Raw genomic sequence first — 20,079 nt, forward strand, 5'->3', positions numbered from 1 at the left:
CCGCTCAGGATATCGGCCGCCGCGGGCCGCCCGCGGCGCCTCCGACGGCAGGTGCGACCGCGCCGCGGGCGTCAGCGGACGACGATGCCGGTCTGCTCCGTGGCCCCGACACGGCCGTCGGCGGAGGCGTAGCGCACGCCGATCACGTGCTGTCCGGCCCCGAGGGTGAGCGTCGTCACGAGACCGCGACCCGACACCTCGCGCTCCACGACGACCACGTCGTCCACGAGGATCTGGACGATCCCCGACTCGGCGAGCACCAGCACGGGCACTCGGTCCGCGGCGGCCGCCGTGGCCGGAGCGAGCACATTGGGTGCGAGGAGGCTCACGCTCTGCGGTGTCCCGATCGTCTCGGTGCCGTCGGGCGCGACGGCCTGCACGACGACGGCCGTCTCTCCCGGGGGGAGCGTCAGCACGGGGAGCGACCAGGTGCCGTCGGGTGCGGCCCGGGTCTCGGCGTAGACCAGCCCGCTCGTCGCGTCGGTGATCGCGATGGCCGAGCCGGGAGTCGCCGTGCCGGCGGCGGAGGGGAGCAGGCGCCTCTCGGGGTCGGTCGAGAGGGACAGCGTGGGCGCCGGGGTCGCCGTGGGCGTGGCGGTCGGAGTGGGTGTGGGGCTGGGAGTGGGCGTCGCGGTGCTCGTCGGGGTCGGCGTCCCAGTCGGAGTCGGCGTGGGAGTCGCGGTCGGAGTGGGCGTCGGAGTCGGAGTCGCGGTCGGAGTGGGGGTGGGAGTCGGCGCAGGCGTCGGTGACGCCGTCGGGGCGGGGGCCGGCCGCGGCGTGGAGTCGGTGGCCGGCCCGGCCGTCGGCGTCGGCGCGAGGGGGGCGACCGGCTGCTCCGGAGGCGGCGCGACGGGGGTCGAGAGGGCCGGAGCCGCAGCCGCGACGTCGCCAGGCTCGCCGGGCCGGCCGGGCTCGGTGGGCTCGGTGGTCGTGGTGGGCTCAGGGGTCGTGGTCGCGGGCGTGGGCTCAGCAGTGGCGGCGGTCGTAGGCTCCGACGCTCCATCGCCGGTCTCCGAGAGCACCGTCCCGGCGACTCCGGGCGACCCGGGCGACGTCGGCAGGAGCGCCGCGACCGCGACGCCGGCCACGATCACGAGGCCCGCCGCGATCGCCCCCACGGCGGCGAGTCCGCCCGCTGCTCCGGCACCGCCCGAGACTCCGGCACCTCCCGCCGCTCCGGCACCTCCCGCCGCTCCGGCACCTCCCGCCGCGCCGGCGGTCGCCGTCCCTCCCGCCGCGCCCGCCCCGGCGCCGCCCGCGACGAACGCCGCGGCGCCTCCGACTCCGGCGACCAGGGGGAGCAGCACCGTGGCCAGGCGTGCGCCCGCCCTCTCGGCCTCGGCCAGCGCCGCCCTGCACTCCGAGCACTCCACCAGGTGCGACCGCACCCTCAGCCGGTCCCGCGCCGGGAGGCGATTGCGAGCGTGGGCCCCGGCTCGATCGAGCACCCAGCGGCACTCCTCGCTCGCGGGTCCGTCCCCGAGGTGCTCCTGGATCCACGCGCCTCGCAGGCCCTCGCGCGCCCGGTGGCTGAGCGCCGCCACGGAGTTCGGCCGCAGGCCGAGGATCGGCGCGACCTGCGCGGGGGAGAGCCCTCGACCTCGGTGTACCAGAGCACCTCCTGCCACCGCGGAGGAAGCGCCCGGAACGCGCGCACCCCGAGATCCCGGTCGGCCGCCGCCAGGACGCTCTCCTCCGGCCCGGGTCCAGGGGCGACGACGTCCTCCACCGCCTCCAGGGGGCGCTCGCGATCCTGACGCCTGCCCCAGGAGGCGGCCACGTTGCGGACCGCCGTGAACAGGTAGGGGCGGAAGGCCCCCTCCGGACCCGAGCCGCGCTCGAGGGCGGAGAGGACGCGCAGGAACGCCTCCGAGACGAGGTCGTCGGGATCGAGCGAACTCGACCACGCCCTGGCGACCGTGCGGGCCGCCGCCGCGTGCCTCCGCCAGAGCTCGGCCGAGGCGGCCCTCTCGCCGCCGCGCACCAGGACGATCAGCTCGGAGTCGCCCAGCGCGTCGAGGGCGGGCCGGCGGTGCCGACCGCGCGCGACCGGAGTGACGCTCATCGCGCTCCTCCCCGCGCCTCGAGCGAGGGCGCCTCCGAGAGATCCTCGCACAGACGTGAGCCGACGTCAGGAACCCGGCTCGCTCCGAGCCCACCGCCTCCTTGCTAAGCTGAGGGCGTCGCGACTGGCGTTCGGATGGGTGACCATCAGGGAGCGGCACCTCCTCCGGCGCACCTCTGCCGGACACTTTTCCTGCCGCACGCCTGGGTCGGAACGGATACCGTAGTCCGGGTCGCCCGTACGAGCCGTGTCGCCTCGCTGCGACCGCGCGGGCACCATCCGTTTCCCATCCAAGGAGCGTCCGTGTCCTCTTCCTCCGCCGCGAGCACCGCACTCGCCACCACGTTCGACCAGCCCGTCTCGGTGGTCGACCCCGAGATCGCCGCCGTCCTCCAGCAGGAGCTGGACCGCCAGCGGGGCTACCTCGAGATGATCGCGAGCGAGAACTTCGTCCCCCGGGCGATCCTCGAGTCGCAGGGCTCGGTCCTGACGAACAAGTACGCCGAGGGCTACCCCGGCCGCCGCTACTACGGGGGCTGCGAGTTCGTCGACATCGCCGAGCAGCTGGCGATCGACCGCGCGAAGGCCCTCTTCGGTGCCGAGTTCGCGAACGTGCAGCCCCATTCCGGAGCGACTGCGAACGCGGCGGCGCTCGCCGCGCTGATCCAGCCCGGCGACACCATCCTCGGGCTCGAGCTGGCGCACGGCGGCCACCTCACCCACGGCATGAAGCTGAACTTCTCGGGCAAGCTCTACAACGCCACCTCCTACGGCGTCGACCCGCAGAGCTTCCGCATCGACATGGACGCCGTCCGCGAGAAGGCGCTCGAGGTCCGCCCGCAGGTCCTGATCGCCGGCTGGTCGGCCTACCCGCGTCAGCTCGACTTCGAGGCCTTCCGCGCGATCGCCGACGAGGTCGGCGCGAAGCTCTGGGTCGACATGGCGCACTTCGCGGGGCTCGTCGCCGCAGGCCTGCACCCGTCCCCGGTCCCGCACGCCGACGTCGTCACCTCGACCGTGCACAAGACGCTCGCGGGCCCCCGCTCCGGCCTCATCCTCGCCAAGCAGGAGTACGCCAAGAAGCTCAACTCCGCCGTCTTCCCCGGGCAGCAGGGCGGCCCGCTCATGCACGTGATCGCCGCGAAGGCGACTGCGTTCAAGCTCGCGGGCGAGCCCGAGTTCGCCGACCGTCAGACGCGCACCATCCGCGGTGCGCAGATCCTCGCCGAGCGCCTCACCGCCGCCGACACGAAGGCCGAGGGCATCGACGTCCTCACCGGGGGGACCGACGTGCACCTCGTCCTGGCCGACCTCCGCAACTCGCCGCTCGACGGCAAGCAGGCCGAGGACCGGCTGCACGAGGTGGGCATCACGGTCAACCGCAACGCGGTGCCGTTCGACCCGCGCCCGCCGATGGTCACCTCGGGGCTCCGCATCGGCACCCCCGCACTCGCGACCCGCGGCTTCGGCGAGAACGAGTTCACCGAGGTGGCCGATGTCATCGCCGAGGCGCTCAAGCCCTCGGCCGACCTCGGGTCGCTCCGCGCCCGCGTCGCCCGCCTGACGGACGACTTCCCCCTCTACCCGGGCCTCTAGGCCCCTCCGACGGGAGCGCCGGGATGCGTCCCGGTGCTCCCGTGCGCCCCGACACGAGGAGTTTCGAGATGACGGCACAGGTACTCGACGGAGTCGCGACCGCGGCGGCGGTCAAGGCCGAGATCACCGAGCGCGTGAGCGCTCTGCGCGAGCGGGGTGTCGTCCCCGGTCTCGGCACCCTCCTGGTGGGCGATGATCCCGCCTCGCGCTCCTACGTCGCCGGCAAGCACCGCGACTGCGCCGAGGTCGGCATCGAGTCGATCCGCGTCGACCTCCCCGCGACCGCGTCGGCCGCGGACATCCGCCTGGCCATCCGCGAGCTCAACGAGTCGGAGGCGGTGACGGGCTACATCATCCAGCTGCCGCTGCCGCAGGGCATCGACGAGAACGCGATGCTCGAGCTGATGGATCCCGACAAGGACGCCGACGGCCTGCACCCCACCAACCTCGGACGCCTCGTCCTCGGCGTCGAGGGCGAGCTCGACAGCCCGCTGCCCTGCACGCCGAACGGCATCGTCGAGATGCTCAAGCGCTACGACATCCCGCTGCAGGGTCGGCACGTGGTCGTGATCGGCCGCGGGCTGACCGTGGGCCGACCGCTCGGCCTCCTCCTCACCCGCAAGGGCCTGGACGCGACGGTCACCCTCACCCACTCGCGCACGGTCGATCTGGCCGCCGAGGTGCGGCGGGCCGACATCGTGGTGGCGGCCGTGGGCGTCCCCGGGCTGATCGAGGCCGACTGGGTGAAGCCGGGCGCCGCGGTGCTCGATGTGGGCATCTCCCGCGTCGAGAACCCCGCGACGGGGAAGGCGAAGCTCACGGGCGACGTCGCTCCCGCGGTCGCGGACGTGGCCGGATGGCTGTCGCCCGTCCCGGGCGGCGTCGGCCCGATGACGCGGGCGATGCTCATCCACAACGTCGTGTCGGCGGCCGAGCGCGCGCTGGGCTAGGCGCCTCGGCGCGAGCCGCCGGGATCCTGCGCTCGGCGCGCGCCCCTGAACCGCACGTCGGCTCCCGGCGCCAGCTGAGCGAGCAGATCCAGCGCTCCGGAGTCGACCACCGCGATCACCGGGTAGCCGCCGGTCACCGGGTGATCGGGCCCGAAGATCACGGGCAGACCCGACGGCGGCAGTTGCACGGATCCGTGCACCAGCCCCTCGCTCGGCAGCTCCCCGGCGTCGCCGATCGACAGTGGGGTGCCGCAGAGGCGGATCCCGACGCGATCGGCGTCGGTCCCGACCCGCCAGGGCTCCTCGAGCAGGCGCTGCCAGGTCCCTGCGGGCAGCCGGTCGAGCCGCGGCCCCGGATGGACGGCGAGCACCGAGTCCCGACCGGCGGCGTCGAACGGCCACCAGTCGATCACCGGCAGCGGATGGCGCGGCCGGCCGACGGAAATCAGCTCTCCCGCCTTGAGCGGCTCCGGACCCAGCGCCGAGAGGGTGTCTCGGGACCGGGAGCCCAGAGAGGACGGCACCGCGAAGCCCCCGCGCACCGCCACCGTCCTGCGCACGCCCGAGCGCATCGGACCCAGCCGAAGGACGGATCCGCGGGCTGCGAGGGTCGGCAGCATCCGGTCCAGCACTCTGCCGTCCAGCGTCGCGAGTCCCTCCCCGCCGGACACGCTGAACCAGGCCGCCGCCTCGAACCGAGCGGTGAAGCCCGCGCCGAGCAGCTCGAGCACCGCAGCCCCCTCCTCGTTGCCGAGGAGCCGGTTCGCAGCCCGGAGCGCGCCGCGGTCCATCGCCCCGGAGCGCCCCGCCCCGAGGGAGGCGTACCCCGGGCGGCCCTCGTCCTCGACGAGCGCGAGCGGTCCGGGATCGAGCACGCGGAGGTTCACGGCGCCGCCCGGAAGCGGACCTCGTCGCCCGGTGCGAGCAGCGCCGGCGGGTTCCGCTCGACGTCCCAGAGCGTCGCCTCCGTCGAGCCGATCAGCTGCCAGCCGCCGGGGGAGGAGCGAGGGTAGACCCCCGACCAGCCCGCCGCCAGGGCGACGGACCCGACCGGGACGCGGGTGCGCGGCTCTGCTCGTCGCGGGATCTCGGGCCAGGGACCGAGGGCGAGGAGGTAGGCGAAGCCGGGCGCGAAGCCTCCGAACGCCGCCCGCCACGGCGTCGCCGTGTGCCGTCGCACGAGCTCCTCGCTGCTCCAGCCGAGGGCCTGGGCGGTGGCGGCGAGGTCGGCTCCGTCGTAGCGGACGAGGAGGTCGTGCCGTCGCCCGCCGACGCCGGCCTCGGCGGAGTCGGCGGTCGCGGCCGTCGCGCGGATCCACCGCGCCGCGTCCGTCAGCGCCAGGAGTCCCGTGTCGAGGACGACCAGCACCGTCCGAGCCGCGGGGACCAGGTCGAGCACCCCGGCAGCCCGCGTGCGCTCGAGGGCGGAGGAGAGGGCGAGCGCCGAGTCGAGGTCGGCGACCTCGACGAGCACGGCCCGGTCACCGGAGGGGAGGAGCCGCGCCTCGATCACGGCGCGGCGGGCGCGAGGGCGACGCCCGCCTCCGCCAGGGCCGCGCGCACCGCCTCGGCCATCGCGAGGGCGCCCGGCGAGTCGCCGTGGACGCAGAGCGAGTCGACCTCGATCGCGAGGGTCTCGCCGGTGATCGCCTCCACCACGCCCTCGGTGACCATGCGCCGAGCGCGGGAGGCGACGAGCGCCGCGTCCGAGAGCAGGGCACCCTCGTCGCCGCGGGGCACGAGCGTGCCGTCGGCGCGGTACCCGCGGTCGACGAACGCCTCGCGGAGGAACGGCACCCCGGCGTCCGCGGCCGCCCGCTCGATCGCGGAGGAGGCGAGTCCGAGCAGGGGCAGCGCCGGCGCGACGTCGCGGACCGCGGCGGCCACCGCCTCCGCCCGCGCCTCGTCGTGCACGATGCGGTTGTAGAGGGCGCCGTGCGGCTTGACGTACCGGACGGTCGTGCCCGCCGCCCGCGCGACCGCCTGCAGGGCGCCGATCTGGTAGGCGACATCGGCGTACAGCTCGTCCCTCCCGACGGGCATCTCGCGCCGGCCGAACCCGGCGAGATCGCGGTACGAGACGTGGGCGCCGACCGCGACTCCCCGCGCGGCCGCCGTGCGGCAGCGCGCGAGCATGATCGAGGGGTCGCCGGCGTGGAACCCGCAGGCGACGCTCGCGCTCGACACCACCCGGAGGATCGCGTCGTCGTCGCCGAGCTCCCACACGCCGAAGCCCTCGCCGAGATCGGCGTTCAGATCGATCGTGCTCCGCATGCTCCGAGCCTACGGCGACCGTCCAGACCGCCTCGATAGCCTGGGCATGCGCAGTCGCGTCCACCCCCCCCGTCAGGCCCCGACACTCGTCTGTGCCTTCCTGACGACCGTGCCCGCCACACCACCTCGCCCGCCCCACGACTGCGCCCGCCCCACGAGGAGAACACATGCTCACCGTCAACGCCTACGCCGCCCCCTCCGCCACCGAGCCGCTCGTCCCCACCACGATCGAGCGCCGCGATGTCGGACCCCACGACGTGCTCATCGAGATCGCCTACTCGGGGATCTGCCACTCCGACATCCACACCGTGCGCGGCGAGTGGGGTCCGGTGCAGTACCCGCTGACCGTCGGCCACGAGATCGTCGGCGTCGTCGCCGAGGTCGGCTCCGAGGTCACGAAGCACTCCGTCGGCGACCGCGTCGGCGTCGGCTGCATGGTCGACTCCTGCCGCGAGTGCGAGAACTGCCTCGCCGGCGAGGAGCAGTACTGCCTGAAGGGCAACACCGGCACCTACGCCTCCGTCGACCGCGACGGCACCGTCACGCAGGGCGGGTACTCGACCCACGTCGTGGTCGTCGAGGACTTCGTGCTCCGCGTCCCTGAGTCGATCCCCTACGAGGCCGCCGCACCGCTGCTCTGCGCGGGCATCACCACCTACTCGCCGCTGTCGCACTGGGAGGCGGGCCCCGGCAAGCGGGTCGCCGTCGTCGGTCTCGGCGGTCTCGGCCACATGGCCGTGAAGTTCGCGCACGCGATGGGCGCCGAGGTCACCGTGCTCTCGCAGTCGCTGAGCAAGAAGGAGGACGGACTCCGCCTCGGAGCCGACCACTACTACGCGACGAAGGACGAGGAGACGTTCACGACGCTCGCCAACACCTTCGACATCATCATCAACACGGTCAGCGCTCCGCTCGATCTCGACGCCTACCTCGGGCTCTTGCGCCGCAACGGCACCATGGTCAACGTCGGCGCGCCCGCCGAGGCCCTGCCGCTGCACGTGTTCACGCTGTTCGGCGCCCGCCGCTCGTTCGCGGGCTCGGGCATCGGAGGCATCCGCGAGACCCAGGAGATGCTCGACTTCTGCGCCGAGAAGGGCATCGCGAGCGAGGTCGAGGTCGTCTCGGCGGAGCAGATCAACGAGGCCTACGAGCGCGTGCTCGCCTCCGACGTCCGCTACCGCTTCGTCATCGACATCGCGACGCTGAAGGCCTGACCCGCCCGCTAGCCTCGGCGGCATGAGCGAACGAAGCCACCCCGCGGTCGACCGCGTCCTCGCCGATCTCGCCGAGCACGGCGTGCACCCTCCGGTGCGCTGGCTCGACGAGGCCGCGTCGACGGCGGCGCTCGCCGCGGCCGCCCTCGGGATCGAGGTCGGCCAGATCGCGAACTCGCTGGTGTTCCTCCTCGACGGGGAGCCGCTGCTGGTGCTGACCAGCGGCGGCCACCGCGTCGACACGGCATGGCTCGGGGAGGAGCTGGGCGGCGCGATCACGCGCGCGCCCGCCTCCACGGTCAAGGAGGCGACGGGGCAGACCATCGGAGGTGTCGCGCCGGTCGGTCACCTGCGTCGCCTGCGCACTGTCGTCGACGAGGCCCTCGGCGGCTACGACACGGTCTGGGCCGCGGCGGGGCACGCGCACACGGTCTACCCGACGAGCATCGACAAGCTCGTGGTCGTCACCGGAGGCGACCGACGGCCGGTCGTGCCGCCCATCGCGTGAGTTTCGTGGGCGGTAGGTCTCGAGGCGCCGCCTGCGGCGGCTGCTCGACCGGCAGGCGGGCTCCTGCTGATCGAGCAGCCCACCAGCGGGCGTCTCGAGATCCGCCGGCGGGCCGCCTCAGCGCACGCGCCCCGCGCCGTCGGCCGCGGTGACGAGGAACAGCTCCGGAGTGCGGTACCCCTTCGCCTCGAAGGCGTCGAGGACCGCCGCTCGGACCTCCTCCTCCTTCTCGACCGGGGTCAGCGCGATGGCCGAGCCGCCGAAGCCGCCGCCCGTCATCCGGGCGCCGATCGCCCCGGCCGCCCTCGAGGCCTCGACGGCCGTGTCGAGCTCGGGGACCGAGATCTCGAAGTCGTCCCGGAGCGAGACGTGGCCCGCGTCGAGCAGCCCGCCGATGGCGGCGGGACCCTGCTCGCGGAGGGTGCGGACCGTCTCGAGCACCCGCGCGTCCTCGGTGACCACGTGCTTCACCCGGCGGTAGGTGACGTCGTCGAGCAGCTCCTGCGCGCGGGGGAGGTCGTCGACCGACAGCTCGCGGAGCGACTCCACTCCCATCGTCGAGGCGCCGAGCTCGCAGGAGGCGCGGCGCTCGGCGTACCCGCCGGTCGCGTGCGCGTGCTCGACCCGGGTGTCGATGACCAGCAGGACGAGACCCGCCTCCTCGAAGCCCAAAGGGATCACCTCGGTGTCGAGACTGCGGCAGTCGAGGAACACGGCGGAGTCGCGCTGTCCGAAGAGCGACGCCGACTCGTCCATGATCCCGGTCGGCGCACCGACGGCGACGTTCTCGGCCCGGCGCCCGACGCGAGCGAGCGTCGCGCGGTCGAGCCCCAGCTCCCAGAGCTCGTCGAGAGCGACGGCCATCGCGCACATCAGCGCGGCCGAGCTCGAGAGGCCGGCGCCGACCGGGACGTCGGAGTCGACGAAGGCGTCGAATCCGCTGCGGGAGGCGAGGTCGACGCCGTACTCGGTCAGAGCCCAGACCACGCCGAGCGGGTAGGCCGACCAGCCGTCGAGGGCACCCGGTCCGAGGTCGTCCATCGCGATCTCGACGTGCTCGGGAGAGAACGCGCTGCCGATCCGGATGACGCGGTCCTCGCGCGGGGCGACGGCCATGGCGGTGGCGCGGTCGATGGCGAACGGGAACACGAAGCCGTCGTTGTAGTCGGTGTGCTCGCCGATGAGGTTCACCCGGCCGGGGCCCGCCCAGACACCGACGGCGGGCCGCCCGTAGGCGCGCTCGAAGTCGGCGGCCGCGCGCTCGGCGACGGCGTCGAGGGAGGCGGAGACGTCGGTCATCGGGTCACCTCGGGGTTCTCGGGAAGGGCGGCGTCCGGTCGTTCCGCGACCTCGGCCGCGAGGGTCGCGGCGTCGGCGCGCTCGATCGCGGCTCGCAGGGCGGAGGTGCTGGTCTCGGGCGCGATGTCCCCGATCCAGGCCCCCATCGCGGCCTCGCTGCCGGCGAGGTACTTGAGCTTGGACTCCGCCCTGCGCGGGGACGTGATCTGCAGCATCAGCCGCACCTCGTCGCGCCTCTCGTGCACCGGGGCCTGGTGCCAGGCCGAGATGTAGGGAGTGGGCGAGTCGTAGAGAGCGTCGATGCCGCGGAGCAGGCGCTGGTAGACCTCAGCCAGCTCATCCCGCTCCTCCGGTGTCGTCTCGCTGATGTCGGCGACGTGGCGGTGGGGGAGCAGGTGCACCTCGATCGGCCAGCGGGCGGCGAACGGCACGAACGCGCTCCAGTGCTCGCCGCGGATCAGCATGCGCTCGCCCGCCTGCTCGAAGGCGAGGATGTCGGCGAAGAGCGACGGGCCGTAGGAGTCGAGCGAGGCGAGCAGGCGCGTCGTGCGCGGCGTGACGTAGGGGTAGGAGTAGATCTGCCCGTGCGGATGGTGCAGCGTGACGCCGATCGCCTCCCCGCGGTTCTCGAAGGGGAAGACCTGCTGCACGCCGGGCAGCGCCGACAGCGCGGCGACCCGGTCGGCCCACGCCTCCACCACGGTGCGGGCGCGGGAGGCGGTCAGGGTGGCGAAGGAGCCCTCGTGCTCGGGGCTGAAGCACACGACCTCGCAGCGGCCGACGCTCGTCAGTGCGCGGCCGAGCCCGAGGGTCCGGAGATCCTCGAGGGAGGCGGGAGCGTCCTCGTCCTCGAGCAGCGGGCCGAACGACGGCGAGCGGTTCTCGAAGACCGCGACGTCGTAGCGGCTCGGCACCTCCGACGGGTTCGTGGGGGAGGCGGGCGCCAGGGGGTCGAGCTCGGCCGGGGGCAGGAACACGCGGTTCTGCCGAGATGCGGCGATCGACACCCACTCACCGGTGAGGACGTCCTGCCGCATCCTCGCGGTCGCGGGCCGGGGGTCGAGCTCGCGGGCGTCGGCCGCGCGCTCGGGCGGCAGCGACGTGTCCGCGTCGTCGAAGTAGACGAGCTCGCGTCCGTCGGCGAGGAGGTGCGGGCGCTTGACGACGCCGCCGGAGAGAGTGATCGCTTCAGTCATGACAGCTGTCAGAGTAGGCCCTCGTCTTCGAGAAGGAAAGCGCGCTTTCTCTTTGACAAGTCCTGCCGAGCGGGTCACGATGGACGGATGGGAGCCGAGGGCGAGCAGGAGGGCCGCTCGGCTCTCGAGCGCCGAGTGCGCATGAGCGTCCTGGCCCAGCAGCTCGGCTTCGTCTCGGTCGCCGACCTCGCCGACAGGCTCGGCGTCTCGGTCGTGACCGTGCGCTCCGATCTCGATCAGCTCGCCGACGAGGGAGTCGTCCAGCGGGTCCGCGGCGGCGCGATCCCCTCCGCGGAGCGTCGCGGCGAGCGCTCCCTCGAGGAGGGCCTCGCCGCCGCCTCCGACGAGAAGGCCGCGATCGGGCGCGAGGCCGCCGCCTCCGTCGCGTCGGGCCAGAGCGTCATCCTCGACGTGGGCTCCACTCCGCTCGCCATCGCCCACGCGCTGGTGGCGCGCGACGACCTCCGCGACGTCACCGTCATCACCAACGGGCTCTCGACGGCGCTCGCCCTCGAGCCCGCCATCCCGCGCTTCACGGTCGTGGTCACCGGGGGCACGCTGCGCCCGCTGCAGCACTCGCTCGTCGAGCCGCTCGCCTCCGAGGTGCTCGAGCGGCTCCGGGCCGACGTCGTGTTCATCGGCTGCACCGGCGTGCACCCCGACGCCGGGGTGACCAACGTGAATCTCCCCGAGGCGACGCTCAAGCGGCGGATGCTGCACGCGGCCGCGCGACGCGTCGTGGTCGCCGACTCCCGCAAGCTGGGCGTCGTCGACCTCGGTCGCGTCGCGGGCGCCGCCGAGTTCGACCGACTGCTGACCGGTGCCGGCGCCTCCGACGAGCTCGTGGCCCGCCTCGAAGCGGCGGGTCTGGCCGTCACGCGCTGCGGCACCTCGGAGGCACCCGTCGCGCCCCGTCGTCGCAGCGTCAGTCCGTAGGATTCAGCCATGGCCGACTTCACTCCCGCCCCCGCAACCGGGCGCCAGTTCGCACTCGATCTCACCGCCGAGGGACGCACGCTGCACGCCGTCGTCACGGAGGTGGCCGCAGGGCTGCGCCACCTCTCCGTCGACGGAGTCGAGATCACCGCCGGGTACCCCGAGACCGTGATCCCGCCCTTCTGCTCGGGGATCGTGCTGATGCCGTGGCCCAACCGGGTCAAGGACGGCAAGTGGCACCACGGGGGACGCACGCTCCAGCTCGACATCACCGAGCCCAAGTACTCCAACGCGATCCACGGTCTGCTCACCACCGCCTCGTACCGGCTCGTCGAGGAGGGTCCGGCGTTCGTCGAGCTCGCGGCTCCCGTCGTCCCCCAGCGCGGCTGGCCGTTCCACCTCGAGAGCACGGTTCGCTACGAGCTGACGGCCGACGGCCTCACCGTCGTGCACCGGGTCGTCAACGTCGGGCCCGAGGAGGCGCCGGTCGCGATCGGCACGCACCCCTTCCTCGCGATCGGCGACATCCCGACCGACGAGCTCACGATCACGGTCGACGCCGCCGTGCACATCGAGGTCGACGAGCGCCTCAACCCCACGGGTCAGAGCCCCGTCGACGGCACCGACTGGGACCTCCGCTCGGGGCGCCGCATCGGCGACCTCGAGCTCGACGACGCGTGGGCCGACGTGACCGTCGTCGACGGCGAGAGCGTGCACGGGGTGAGCGCGGCCGACGGTCGCCGCGTGCTGCTCTGGGCCGACGCCTCCCACAACTACATCCAGGTCTTCATCACCCGCATCTACCCCGAGGGCGACGACGTCAAGACGGCCATCGCCGTCGAGCCGATGACCGCGCCGGCCGACGCGCTGAACTCCGGCCGGGGTCTGCGCTGGCTCGAGCCGGGGGAGGAGTGGACCGTCTCCTGGGGCATCCGCCACGAGGGGTTCCCCTCCTCGTCATGACGACGACCACCTCCGCCGGACGGGACGACGCGCAGAAGCGGGCCGCCCTCGTCCGGATGAAGCGCCTGGCCACCGGGCTGCTGATCCTGATGGCGATCGTGTTCACCGTCTCGTTCGCCCTGCAGGGCCGGTACCCGTGGCTGCAGTGGGTGCGCGCCGCCAGCGAGGGCGGGATGGTCGGCGCGCTCGCCGACTGGTTCGCGGTGACGGCACTGTTCCGCCGGCCGCTGGGGCTCCCGATCCCGCACACGGCGATCATCCCCACGAAGAAGGACGAGATCGGCGCGAGCCTCGCGCAGTTCGTCGAGGAGAACTTCCTCCGCGGGGCGATCGTGCGCGAGAAGCTCGACTCGTTCGGTATCGCGCGCCGGGCGGGCGAGTGGCTCTCCGAGCCCGCCAACGCCCAGCGCGTGGGGGGCGGGAGCGCGGCGGCGGTCCGCGCGGCGATCGCGCTGCTCGACGACTCCGACGTGCAGCGGGTCATCGAGGCGCTGGCGCGCCGGCATCTGCTCGATCCGCAGTGGGGGCCGCCGCTGGGGTCGCTGGTCGGCGGGATCGTCGAGTCGGGTCACCACCGCCGCCTCGTCGACACCCTGGTCGAGCAGGCGGAGGCGTGGCTCGTCGCGAACCCGCAGAGCTTCACGCGGATGGTCAGCGGCCGCCTCCCGAGCTGGCTGCCCTCCGCCGTGAGCAGGGCCGTCGACGAGCGGCTGTACCACGAGGCCCTCGTCTTCGTCGGCGCCGTCCGCGACGACCAGGGTCACCCGTTCCGCATCGCCATCGACGGCTACCTCGCCACCCTCGCGAGGGATCTCGGAACCGACCCCGACCTGATCGCGCGGGTCGAGGAGATCAAGAACCGCGCCTTCGACAGTCCGCGCGTGCGCGAGCTGGCCGGCGACGTCTGGGAGACGACGAAGGCGTCGCTGCTCGGGGCGATGGACGACCCCGCCAGCCCGCTGCGCGCGAGCATCGAGTCGATCGTGGTCGACCTCGGGCGCCGGCTCTCGACCGATCAGGCGCTGGCCTCGACGGTCGACGCCTGGATCGGCACCGTCGCCGCCAATCTCGTCGACCGCTACCGCACCGACATCGCGAGCATCATCGGCGAGACGATCGGGCGCTGGGACCCGCGAGAGACCTCCGAGAAGCTCGAACTGCAGGTCGGCAAGGACCTGCAGTTCATCCGCATCAACGGCACGGTCGTCGGGTCGCTCGCCGGGCTGGTGATCTTCACGCTCGCCCACGCCGTCTTCGGGTCGTGACCCCACCCGGAGGGGGAGCGGCGACTGCGCAAGCCCTCGTCGGTGTCGGTGGTCGGGCGTAGCGTCGCAGCATGAGCGATGACAACACCACCGATCCCGACGTCAAGACCGAAGGCGAGGTGCTCGGTGCCCGCGCCGACGCCTCCAGCGACACCAGCGCCAGCAAGGATCCGTCCGACTGGGTCACCGGCGACGAGCCGATGACCGGCCCGCAGCGCAGCTACCTCGACACCCTGGCCCGCGAGGCGGGCGAGACCCTGCCCGCCGACCTCACCAAGGCGCAGGCGTCGGAGCACATCGACCGCCTGCAGTCGGCCACCGGCCGCGGCGACGGCAGCTCGAGCTGAGCAGTCCCTCCGGCGCGCGACGGCTGAGCAATGATGCCGTCGCGCGCCCCCGAGCCGGGGTGCGCCGCGGCTCTCCGCCGCTTCGTAGTGTTCGGCCATGGCGATCACTCGCACCACGCAGGCGGCACTCGATCTGATCGACGCCGTGCGCATCCCGGGCGGGATCGATCCGCGTCTCGCGCGTCAGGTCGCCGAGTCGCTGAGGCTCCTCCTCGAGGCGGGATCCTTCGGCCCGAGCGACCGCGTCCTGCGCCGCCGCTCCCGGAGGATGCGCGCGCGGCGCCTCGTCTTCTGACCCTGATCACCGACGACTCATCGTGACCTCGCAGGGGGCAGACACCCGCCGCTCAGCGGTCTAGAGTTCGGGTCATCCGGTCCGCCGGACGCCTGCGGGACCTCCGTGCGGGCGACAGTGCTGTCGCCTCCCACGCGCACGTCTCCGCCGCCGCTCGCTCGTCGAGCGTCCCGCCACTGCCGACGCCCCGCGCCGACGCCGTCTCGATGAGGAGACCGTCCATGCCGTCCTTCCGTTCCTCCGTCCTCGCTCTCGCCGCCGCTGCCGCCCTGGTGGGCGCCGCCGCGACTCCCGCTCTCGCCGATCACAACGCGGGGGCGAATCTCGACGACTTCGCCTCGTCCGACATCTCGTCGAACGGCACCTGCTACTACGGTGCACTGCTCCCCGGCTCTCCCGACATCAGCCTCAGCACGACGAGCTACCGCTTCGTGCGCAGTGGAGCATCGCTGACGCTGCTCTGCTCGTACACGCGGATCCCGTCCTTCATCCCCGGCACGGACCAGGGCGACGGAGACTGGTACGCCCCGAAGAAGCCCGCGCGCTACGTCGCGCAGGACGCGTGCCTGCCGCCGGGAGTCGACTCCGCCGCCGAGGTCTACCCCGACGACGAGGACCGTCCCGTCGACAGGGTCGACGCCAAGACGCTCTTCTACCGCTCCACCATGACGATGGTCTGCTTCTGGCCCGACGATCCGACGCGGTGAGCCCACGCGGGACGGTCGGCGACCCCTTTCCGCCGGCCGTCCCGCCCTCCGGGGCGCGGTCCCGGCCGGAACCGCGCAGCCGCCCCTTCCTTGCTGGTCGAGTAGCCGCCGCGGCGGCGTATCGAGACCCACTCCCTCCGAACACATCGGGAGCCACCACCGCGCGCTCGCGAGTGCGGCCCTGCGACCCCCCACCACCCCTCCCGGTCGAGCACCCGCCCCGCGGAGCAGACCCACCCTCCGAGCGTCGCCACGACGTGAAAGGACGATGATGTCCCCCCGAGTCGGCTCCCGCACCGCCGTCACACTGCGCCTCGTCCGCTGGCACCGCACCGACGACGGATGGGCCTCCGAGATCGTCCAGGGCCGCCTGCTCGATCATCACGGAGGCGTCTGGCGCCTCCTGGTCGGCGACGATCCGCGCGACTTCGCGGACGACGTCTGGTCGCCGTGCCACGAGTGACGCGCGATGACGCCGTTGCAGCCCGATTCGCGGGTGTGCGAGGACTACCGGTGCCCGGAACCCTCTGACCCCTCTTCGCCACCGTGGACCCGAGCCCCGCGGGCTCCGGCGCTCGGCTCTGCTTCAGGAGTGAACGCCCCGTCGGCACTGCTCAGAGGGGCGTCGAGGGAGTCGTCATCGTCATCGTGCTCGCGCCTCGGACGTCGTCGTCGCCGAGGCTCGCGACCGCCTCCGCGATCGCCGTGAGCAGCGCCGAGTCCGCCCGGTACATCCAGTGCCGCCCGCGCCGGTCGAGCACGAGCAGTCCGGCTTTCCGCAGCACCTTGAGGTGCTCCGACACCGAGGCGAGCGAGAGGCTCGAGAGCTCCGCGAGATCTCCGGCCGATCGTTCAGCGCCGGCACACGCGCGGACGAACTCGCGGCGGTCGGGGTGGGCGAGAGCCCGGAGGGCCTCCGTGAGGTCCGCAGCACTCACTTCTGGATCAGCGTCATCACGTTCCCGGCCGGGTCCTCGACCTGGGCCTTCAGCACCCAGCCGTTGTCGGTCGCGGGCATGACGACCCGGCCGCCCGCCGTCACCGCCTCCGCCAGCGCGCTGTCGAGATCCTCCACGACGATGCCGAGCGTCATCGACGACTGCGGCGCCTCGACGAGTGCGCCGCGGAGGGTCGGAGTGGTCACCTGCGCGTATCCCGGCCCCCGCGACTCGACAGTCCAGCCGAACACCCTCTGATAGAAGGCCGACAGCGCGCCGATGTCCTCCCCTGCCACGTCGACGTGACCGATCACTCCTGCTGTTCCACTCATCGAGGTCTCTCCCTGCTCCGTCGTTGAGAGACGCCTTATTTCGGGTAATTCCGAAATGTCGGGCGTGGCACGAACCATCGGAGGCATTGCGCCTCCGCGACTGATCCCACCGGGCTCGGTCCCTCCGTGAGAGGCCGGACAGCGTGCAGCCGATCGGGCGGACCGGCGCGGGCGATGGTGATAGCACCGGATCGCTGGTGGGCCCCGTCGGGCTCGAACCGACGACCCGCGGATTAAAAGTCCGCTGCTCTGCCAACTGAGCTAGAGGCCCGCGGCATCAAGGGTAGCGCCCCGCCGCCACCGGCGAGGCGGGCCCGTCCCGAGTGCGCCGGGGCATACCCCGGGCCGCCCGCGCGTTACCCTCCTCGAACCCCGGGAACGCATCAGCGCGCTCGGCACCGACCGCGGAAGGCGGCCCCATGACAGACGGCTTCCACAAGCCGACCAAGTTCCCCTCCCACGTCTTCGAGGCGTTCCAGGGGGGAGAGGACCCGGCCCAGATCACCCGCGTCGCGCACGAGACGGCGATCGCGCTGCTCAGCCGCGTCCGCAACGACCCCGACCCGGTGATCATCGACCGCCTGGTCGAGTACACCGATCACCACGGCATCGACGCCCTGGCCGAGCTCTGGGCGCGATCGAGCGCGGCGAGCCTGCCGGGCGCGCTCTGGCGCCTCTACCTCCTCCGGCTCGTGATCCGCCAGGACCCGGAGAGCACGAGCTTCCTCTATCAGCGCGGCGTCGAGCTCTCGGCCACGATCGACCCGGTCGTCGCAGGAGCCGTCACCCCCACCGGGCCGGCCGAGATCACCGAGCTGGCCGACCGCATCCTCCGCGGTGTCTTCGACGGCGACTTCGCCGTGGCGCTCGACCGCGCCGCCGCGTTCTGCCGGGTGAGCGCCTCCGGTGCCGCCTCGGTGGCCGACGATCTCGAGCTGATCGACGAGACCCGGGCGAGCGAGCTGACCACTCGCGCGCTGCGCCTGTCGACGACCGCGTCCGAGCTGGTCGGCTGCGCGCGCCTCTGGCGCAGCGACTCGCTCGAGTAGCAACCCGCACGCCACCGCGTTCACCGACCGCGAACGCGGCTCGCGGGCGGCAGGGGGGCAGCCGTTACACTGGCTGAGGCCGGATCGCGGTAACCCCGGGCTCCACTTATAGCCGCTTCGAGCGGCCTCGCGCCGAGAGGCGTTCCCGCGGTCCGGCCCCTTCTCTGCTCGCGAGACCGCGGGTCGGGCGAGGGCCCAGTGGCGGGGAGCGGAGGCGAGGCCTCCCAGCTCGTCAGAGTCCCCGACAGACAGGCGACACCCGGATGAAGAACGTCAGAGCGTTCAGGATCGGTGCGCGGCTCTGGGCCGGTCTCGGTCTGCTGGTCAGCGCGGTCCTCTACCTCCTAGCCGCTCCGGGAGTCGACTCGGCCGAGGGGGCCCTGCTCGGCACCGGAGTCGTCCTCTCGCAGGGGGCGATCATGCGCACCCTCGCGGTTCTCGACGTCCTCGCCGGCCTCTGGGTCCTCGTCCGACCGAGGAGCTACCCGGGGCTGACCGCCGCGGCCGTCGGCGTGATCTCCCTCTGGCTCTCGCCCCGGCTGTCCGATCCGGCCCTCCTCGATCTGGGCGCCTTCGCGCTCGACGTGCGCGTGGTGACGCACCCGCTCGAAGTGTCGGTCGTGATCGCGGGTCTCGCCGTGACAGCCTTCTGGATGACCCGGAACCTCAAGAACCGGTCACGAGCGGGGCAACGCGGATGAGCGAGAACACCACGGCCGATGCCGGAGCGCTCCTCGAGCGCATCGCGGGCGGCGACCAGCGCGCCTTCTCCGAGCTCTACGATCTCGTCGCCTCCCGGGTCCTGGGGCTGATCACGCGCGTCCTCGTCGACCGCGCGCAGTCCGAGGAGGTCGCCCAGGAGGTGTTCCTCGAGATCTGGCAAACCGCGGGACGATTCGCTCCGAATAAAGGAAGCGCGACGACCTGGATCCTCACGATGGCACACCGCAGGGCCATCGATCGGGTACGTGCGGCTCAAGCGGGCCGCGACCGGGACGTGCGCATCGGTATCCGAGATCTCGGTCGTGAGTACGACCAGGTCGCCGAGCAGGCGGAGGTGTCCCTCGAGCACGAGAAGGTCGCGGTCGCCATGGGCCGCCTCACCGAACTGCAGAGGCAGGCACTTCAGCTCGCCTACTACGGAGGGTATTCGCACAGCGAGATCGCGAAGATCCTGCAGTGCCCCGTAGGTACCGTGAAGACGCGCTTGCGCGATGGAATGATCAGACTTCGAGAAGAGATGGGAGTGGCCCTGTGAACGACGAGCAGAGCTCCAGCAGCGCGGGTGACCCTCGCGATCTCGCTGCCGGCCACGCCCTCGGCATCCTGACTCCCGAGGAGCAGGCGCGCTACGAGCAGTACCTCGCCACGAACCCCGAGGCGCGGAGCGAGGCCGACGAGTTCTCCGCGGTCGCGCAGGCTCTCGCCGCCTCCGCGCCGGCAGTGGCTCCCTCACCGGCGCTCAAGGCCGATCTGATGGCCCTGATCGCCACGACGCCGCAGCTGGCCGACGAGACGACGGGCGCCACCCAGGCTCCTCCCGTGCTCCGAGCCGTCGACCCCGCGGCTCCGGAGGAACCGGCATCGGCCCGCCACAGCGCCGAGACCAGGGCCCGCGGCCGCTGGTTCGCCCGGCCCGCCGTCTACCTCTCGGCTGCTGCGGCCGCCGCGGTCATCATCGTGGGCGGGGTGACCCTCCCGCCGCTGCTCTCGCCGGATGCCTCTCAGACCCAGCAGCTGACGGCGCTGGAGGAGATCCGGAGCGCGCCCGACGCGCAGGAGACCACCGGCGCCGTCGCCACGGGGGAGGAGGCGACGCTCGTCTGGTCGAGTTCGCTCGGCCGTTCCGCGCTCGTCGTCGACGACCTCGCCGCGCTGCCCGACGACAAGACCTACGAGCTCTGGTACATCGGCAGCTCCGGCGCCGTTCCCGCAGGGATCTTCGACGGAGGCGACGGCCGCACCGTCGTGCCGCTCGAGGGCACGCTCGCCGATGGCGCCGTGGTCGCCGTGACGGTCGAGGACGCGGGCGGCGCCGACGCTCCCACCACCGACCCGATCCTGGCGATCCCCACCGCCTGAGCCGCCGGCCACGAGCCACGACGCAGAAGAGCCGCACCCCCGAGGGAGTGCGGCTCTTCTGCG

General features: G+C 73.0%; 24 protein-coding genes, 1 tRNA gene and 1 riboswitch. Of the genes, 15 read left to right on the plus strand and 10 right to left on the minus strand.

All coding sequences use genetic code 11. The features are described from left to right. Positions 1-71: 71 nt before the first annotated feature. The gene (locus B9Y99_RS03050) at positions 72-1,448 is read right to left on the minus strand and encodes a zf-HC2 domain-containing protein (protein WP_165759520.1); all 1,377 of its coding nucleotides are present in this window, start codon (positions 1,446-1,448) and stop codon (positions 72-74) included. After that, positions 1,391-2,065 carry an RNA polymerase sigma factor gene (locus B9Y99_RS03055; protein ID WP_085475110.1) on the minus strand — a complete coding sequence of 225 codons (675 nt, stop codon included), beginning with the start codon at positions 2,063-2,065 and terminating at the stop codon, positions 1,391-1,393. Before B9Y99_RS03055 ends, B9Y99_RS03050 begins: the two co-directional genes overlap by 58 nt. 110 nt (positions 2,066-2,175) lie before the next feature. Then, positions 2,176-2,281: riboswitch (ZMP/ZTP riboswitch) on the plus strand. A gap of 87 nt (positions 2,282-2,368) precedes the next feature. Between B9Y99_RS03055 and glyA the strand changes: the two genes are divergently transcribed. After that, positions 2,369-3,661: a serine hydroxymethyltransferase gene (glyA, locus tag B9Y99_RS03060; RefSeq protein ID WP_085475111.1), complete on the plus strand. Its 1,293-nt coding sequence runs from the start codon at positions 2,369-2,371 to the stop codon at positions 3,659-3,661. A 68-nt stretch (positions 3,662-3,729) separates the two neighbouring features. After that, a complete protein-coding gene (locus tag B9Y99_RS03065) occupies positions 3,730-4,611 on the plus strand; it encodes a bifunctional methylenetetrahydrofolate dehydrogenase/methenyltetrahydrofolate cyclohydrolase (RefSeq protein WP_085475112.1) in 882 nt (293 codons plus the stop codon). Here the strand turns inward: B9Y99_RS03065 and B9Y99_RS03070 are convergent. From B9Y99_RS03070 to B9Y99_RS03080, 3 genes are read right to left on the minus strand one after another with little or no spacing between them, the layout of a single operon-like run. Next, positions 4,608-5,486 carry a 5-oxoprolinase subunit C family protein gene (locus B9Y99_RS03070; RefSeq protein WP_085476210.1) on the minus strand — a complete coding sequence of 293 codons (879 nt, stop codon included), beginning with the start codon at positions 5,484-5,486 and terminating at the stop codon, positions 4,608-4,610. The genes B9Y99_RS03065 and B9Y99_RS03070 overlap by 4 nt on opposite strands. Before the next feature lie 8 nt (positions 5,487-5,494). Beyond that, the gene (locus tag B9Y99_RS03075) at positions 5,495-6,124 is read right to left on the minus strand and encodes a 5-oxoprolinase subunit B family protein (protein WP_244274751.1); all 630 of its coding nucleotides are present in this window, start codon (positions 6,122-6,124) and stop codon (positions 5,495-5,497) included. After that, complete coding sequence (locus B9Y99_RS03080; protein ID WP_085475113.1) at positions 6,121-6,885, minus strand: LamB/YcsF family protein; 765 nt, start codon at positions 6,883-6,885, stop codon at positions 6,121-6,123. The genes B9Y99_RS03075 and B9Y99_RS03080 overlap by 4 nt, the downstream gene beginning before the upstream one ends. A 167-nt stretch (positions 6,886-7,052) precedes the next feature. On the opposite strand from B9Y99_RS03080, the gene B9Y99_RS03085 reads away from it, so the two are divergent. Together B9Y99_RS03085 and B9Y99_RS03090 are read left to right on the plus strand one after the other, a co-directional pair. Then, a complete protein-coding gene (locus B9Y99_RS03085; protein WP_085475114.1) occupies positions 7,053-8,099 on the plus strand; it encodes an NAD(P)-dependent alcohol dehydrogenase in 1,047 nt (348 codons plus the stop codon). A 22-nt stretch (positions 8,100-8,121) separates the two neighbouring features. After that, positions 8,122-8,607, plus strand: coding sequence for a YbaK/EbsC family protein (locus B9Y99_RS03090; protein WP_085475115.1), 486 nt, complete (start codon positions 8,122-8,124; stop codon positions 8,605-8,607). A gap of 117 nt (positions 8,608-8,724) precedes the next feature. Here the strand turns inward: B9Y99_RS03090 and galK are convergent, their stop codons facing one another. Both galK and galT read right to left on the minus strand, forming a co-directional pair. Continuing rightward, a complete protein-coding gene (galK, locus tag B9Y99_RS03095; protein ID WP_085475116.1) occupies positions 8,725-9,906 on the minus strand; it encodes a galactokinase in 1,182 nt (393 codons plus the stop codon). After that, on the minus strand, positions 9,903-11,102 hold the full coding sequence (gene galT / locus B9Y99_RS03100; RefSeq protein ID WP_085475117.1) for a galactose-1-phosphate uridylyltransferase: 1,200 nt from the start codon (positions 11,100-11,102) through the stop codon (positions 9,903-9,905). The genes galK and galT overlap by 4 nt, the downstream gene beginning before the upstream one ends. A gap of 87 nt (positions 11,103-11,189) precedes the next feature. Here galT and B9Y99_RS03105 point away from each other — a divergent pair, with 87 nt between their 5' ends. The 7 genes from B9Y99_RS03105 to B9Y99_RS03135 all read left to right on the plus strand — a co-directional run bounded on the left by B9Y99_RS03105 (position 11,190) and on the right by B9Y99_RS03135 (position 16,078). Further along, positions 11,190-12,038 (plus strand): DeoR/GlpR family DNA-binding transcription regulator, encoded by an 849-nt coding sequence (locus B9Y99_RS03105; RefSeq protein ID WP_085475118.1) that lies wholly within the window; start codon positions 11,190-11,192, stop codon positions 12,036-12,038. A 9-nt stretch (positions 12,039-12,047) separates the two neighbouring features. Beyond that, a complete protein-coding gene (locus B9Y99_RS03110; RefSeq protein ID WP_085475119.1) occupies positions 12,048-13,001 on the plus strand; it encodes an aldose 1-epimerase family protein in 954 nt (317 codons plus the stop codon). Then, on the plus strand, positions 12,998-14,266 hold the full coding sequence (locus B9Y99_RS03115) for a DUF445 domain-containing protein (RefSeq protein WP_085475120.1): 1,269 nt from the start codon (positions 12,998-13,000) through the stop codon (positions 14,264-14,266). The genes B9Y99_RS03110 and B9Y99_RS03115 overlap by 4 nt, the downstream gene beginning before the upstream one ends. Positions 14,267-14,337: 71 nt before the next feature. After that, entirely contained in the window at positions 14,338-14,613 is a 276-nt protein-coding gene (locus B9Y99_RS03120) for a DUF3072 domain-containing protein (protein WP_085475121.1), read from the plus strand. 97 nt (positions 14,614-14,710) lie between these two features. Next, a complete protein-coding gene (locus B9Y99_RS03125) occupies positions 14,711-14,908 on the plus strand; it encodes a hypothetical protein (protein WP_085475122.1) in 198 nt (65 codons plus the stop codon). A 221-nt stretch (positions 14,909-15,129) separates the two neighbouring features. After that, positions 15,130-15,615 carry a hypothetical protein gene (locus B9Y99_RS03130; RefSeq protein ID WP_085475123.1) on the plus strand — a complete coding sequence of 162 codons (486 nt, stop codon included), beginning with the start codon at positions 15,130-15,132 and terminating at the stop codon, positions 15,613-15,615. A gap of 271 nt (positions 15,616-15,886) precedes the next feature. Then, positions 15,887-16,078 carry a hypothetical protein gene (locus B9Y99_RS03135; RefSeq protein WP_085475124.1) on the plus strand — a complete coding sequence of 64 codons (192 nt, stop codon included), beginning with the start codon at positions 15,887-15,889 and terminating at the stop codon, positions 16,076-16,078. A gap of 151 nt (positions 16,079-16,229) precedes the next feature. Here B9Y99_RS03135 and B9Y99_RS18405 read toward each other — a convergent pair whose 3' ends face one another. From B9Y99_RS18405 to B9Y99_RS03145, 3 genes are all read right to left on the minus strand, one after another. Further along, positions 16,230-16,553: an ArsR/SmtB family transcription factor gene (locus tag B9Y99_RS18405; protein WP_165759521.1), complete on the minus strand. Its 324-nt coding sequence runs from the start codon at positions 16,551-16,553 to the stop codon at positions 16,230-16,232. Next, complete coding sequence (locus B9Y99_RS18410) at positions 16,550-16,885, minus strand: VOC family protein (RefSeq protein ID WP_165759522.1); 336 nt, start codon at positions 16,883-16,885, stop codon at positions 16,550-16,552. Before B9Y99_RS18410 ends, B9Y99_RS18405 begins: the two co-directional genes overlap by 4 nt. A gap of 195 nt (positions 16,886-17,080) precedes the next feature. Beyond that, positions 17,081-17,156: transfer RNA gene (locus B9Y99_RS03145), tRNA-Lys, on the minus strand. Positions 17,157-17,304: 148 nt separating this feature from the next. On the opposite strand from B9Y99_RS03145, the gene B9Y99_RS03150 reads away from it, so the two are divergent. The 4 genes from B9Y99_RS03150 to B9Y99_RS03165 all read left to right on the plus strand — a co-directional run bounded on the left by B9Y99_RS03150 (position 17,305) and on the right by B9Y99_RS03165 (position 20,016). Continuing rightward, on the plus strand, positions 17,305-17,934 hold the full coding sequence (locus B9Y99_RS03150; protein ID WP_085475126.1) for a DNA-directed RNA polymerase subunit beta: 630 nt from the start codon (positions 17,305-17,307) through the stop codon (positions 17,932-17,934). A 263-nt stretch (positions 17,935-18,197) separates the two neighbouring features. Next, complete coding sequence (locus B9Y99_RS03155) at positions 18,198-18,635, plus strand: hypothetical protein (protein WP_085475127.1); 438 nt, start codon at positions 18,198-18,200, stop codon at positions 18,633-18,635. Continuing rightward, the gene (gene sigK, locus B9Y99_RS03160) at positions 18,632-19,192 is read left to right on the plus strand and encodes an ECF RNA polymerase sigma factor SigK (protein WP_085475128.1); all 561 of its coding nucleotides are present in this window, start codon (positions 18,632-18,634) and stop codon (positions 19,190-19,192) included. The genes B9Y99_RS03155 and sigK overlap by 4 nt, the downstream gene beginning before the upstream one ends. Continuing rightward, positions 19,189-20,016 carry an anti-sigma factor gene (locus B9Y99_RS03165; protein WP_085475129.1) on the plus strand — a complete coding sequence of 276 codons (828 nt, stop codon included), beginning with the start codon at positions 19,189-19,191 and terminating at the stop codon, positions 20,014-20,016. Before sigK ends, B9Y99_RS03165 begins: the two co-directional genes overlap by 4 nt. The last annotated feature ends 63 nt before the right edge of the window (positions 20,017-20,079 follow it).

The sequence above is a fragment of the Rathayibacter oskolensis genome, assembly GCF_900177245.1.
GTDB classification, from domain to species: domain Bacteria; phylum Actinomycetota; class Actinomycetes; order Actinomycetales; family Microbacteriaceae; genus Rathayibacter; species Rathayibacter oskolensis.

Bases quoted from the DNA above. Each gene is read 5' to 3' on its own strand.
- B9Y99_RS03110 (WP_085475119.1), top strand. From the start codon at position 12,048: ATGGCCGACTTCACTCCCGCCCCCGCAACCGGGCGCCAGTTCGCACTC.
- galK (WP_085475116.1), bottom strand. From the start codon at position 9,906: ATGACCGACGTCTCCGCCTCCCTCGACGCCGTCGCCGAGCGCGCGGCC.
- B9Y99_RS03065 (WP_085475112.1), top strand. From the start codon at position 3,730: ATGACGGCACAGGTACTCGACGGAGTCGCGACCGCGGCGGCGGTCAAG.
- B9Y99_RS03115 (WP_085475120.1), top strand. From the start codon at position 12,998: ATGACGACGACCACCTCCGCCGGACGGGACGACGCGCAGAAGCGGGCC.
- B9Y99_RS03125 (WP_085475122.1), top strand. From the start codon at position 14,711: ATGGCGATCACTCGCACCACGCAGGCGGCACTCGATCTGATCGACGCC.
- B9Y99_RS03055 (WP_085475110.1), bottom strand. From the start codon at position 2,065: ATGAGCGTCACTCCGGTCGCGCGCGGTCGGCACCGCCGGCCCGCCCTC.
- B9Y99_RS03150 (WP_085475126.1), top strand. From the start codon at position 17,305: ATGACAGACGGCTTCCACAAGCCGACCAAGTTCCCCTCCCACGTCTTC.
- sigK (WP_085475128.1), top strand. From the start codon at position 18,632: ATGAGCGAGAACACCACGGCCGATGCCGGAGCGCTCCTCGAGCGCATC.
- galT (WP_085475117.1), bottom strand. From the start codon at position 11,102: ATGACTGAAGCGATCACTCTCTCCGGCGGCGTCGTCAAGCGCCCGCAC.
- B9Y99_RS03080 (WP_085475113.1), bottom strand. From the start codon at position 6,885: ATGCGGAGCACGATCGATCTGAACGCCGATCTCGGCGAGGGCTTCGGC.
- B9Y99_RS18410 (WP_165759522.1), bottom strand. From the start codon at position 16,885: ATGAGTGGAACAGCAGGAGTGATCGGTCACGTCGACGTGGCAGGGGAG.
- B9Y99_RS03085 (WP_085475114.1), top strand. From the start codon at position 7,053: ATGCTCACCGTCAACGCCTACGCCGCCCCCTCCGCCACCGAGCCGCTC.
- B9Y99_RS03105 (WP_085475118.1), top strand. From the start codon at position 11,190: ATGGGAGCCGAGGGCGAGCAGGAGGGCCGCTCGGCTCTCGAGCGCCGA.
- B9Y99_RS03130 (WP_085475123.1), top strand. From the start codon at position 15,130: ATGCCGTCCTTCCGTTCCTCCGTCCTCGCTCTCGCCGCCGCTGCCGCC.
- B9Y99_RS03090 (WP_085475115.1), top strand. From the start codon at position 8,122: ATGAGCGAACGAAGCCACCCCGCGGTCGACCGCGTCCTCGCCGATCTC.
- B9Y99_RS03135 (WP_085475124.1), top strand. From the start codon at position 15,887: ATGTCCCCCCGAGTCGGCTCCCGCACCGCCGTCACACTGCGCCTCGTC.
- B9Y99_RS03155 (WP_085475127.1), top strand. From the start codon at position 18,198: ATGAAGAACGTCAGAGCGTTCAGGATCGGTGCGCGGCTCTGGGCCGGT.
- B9Y99_RS03120 (WP_085475121.1), top strand. From the start codon at position 14,338: ATGAGCGATGACAACACCACCGATCCCGACGTCAAGACCGAAGGCGAG.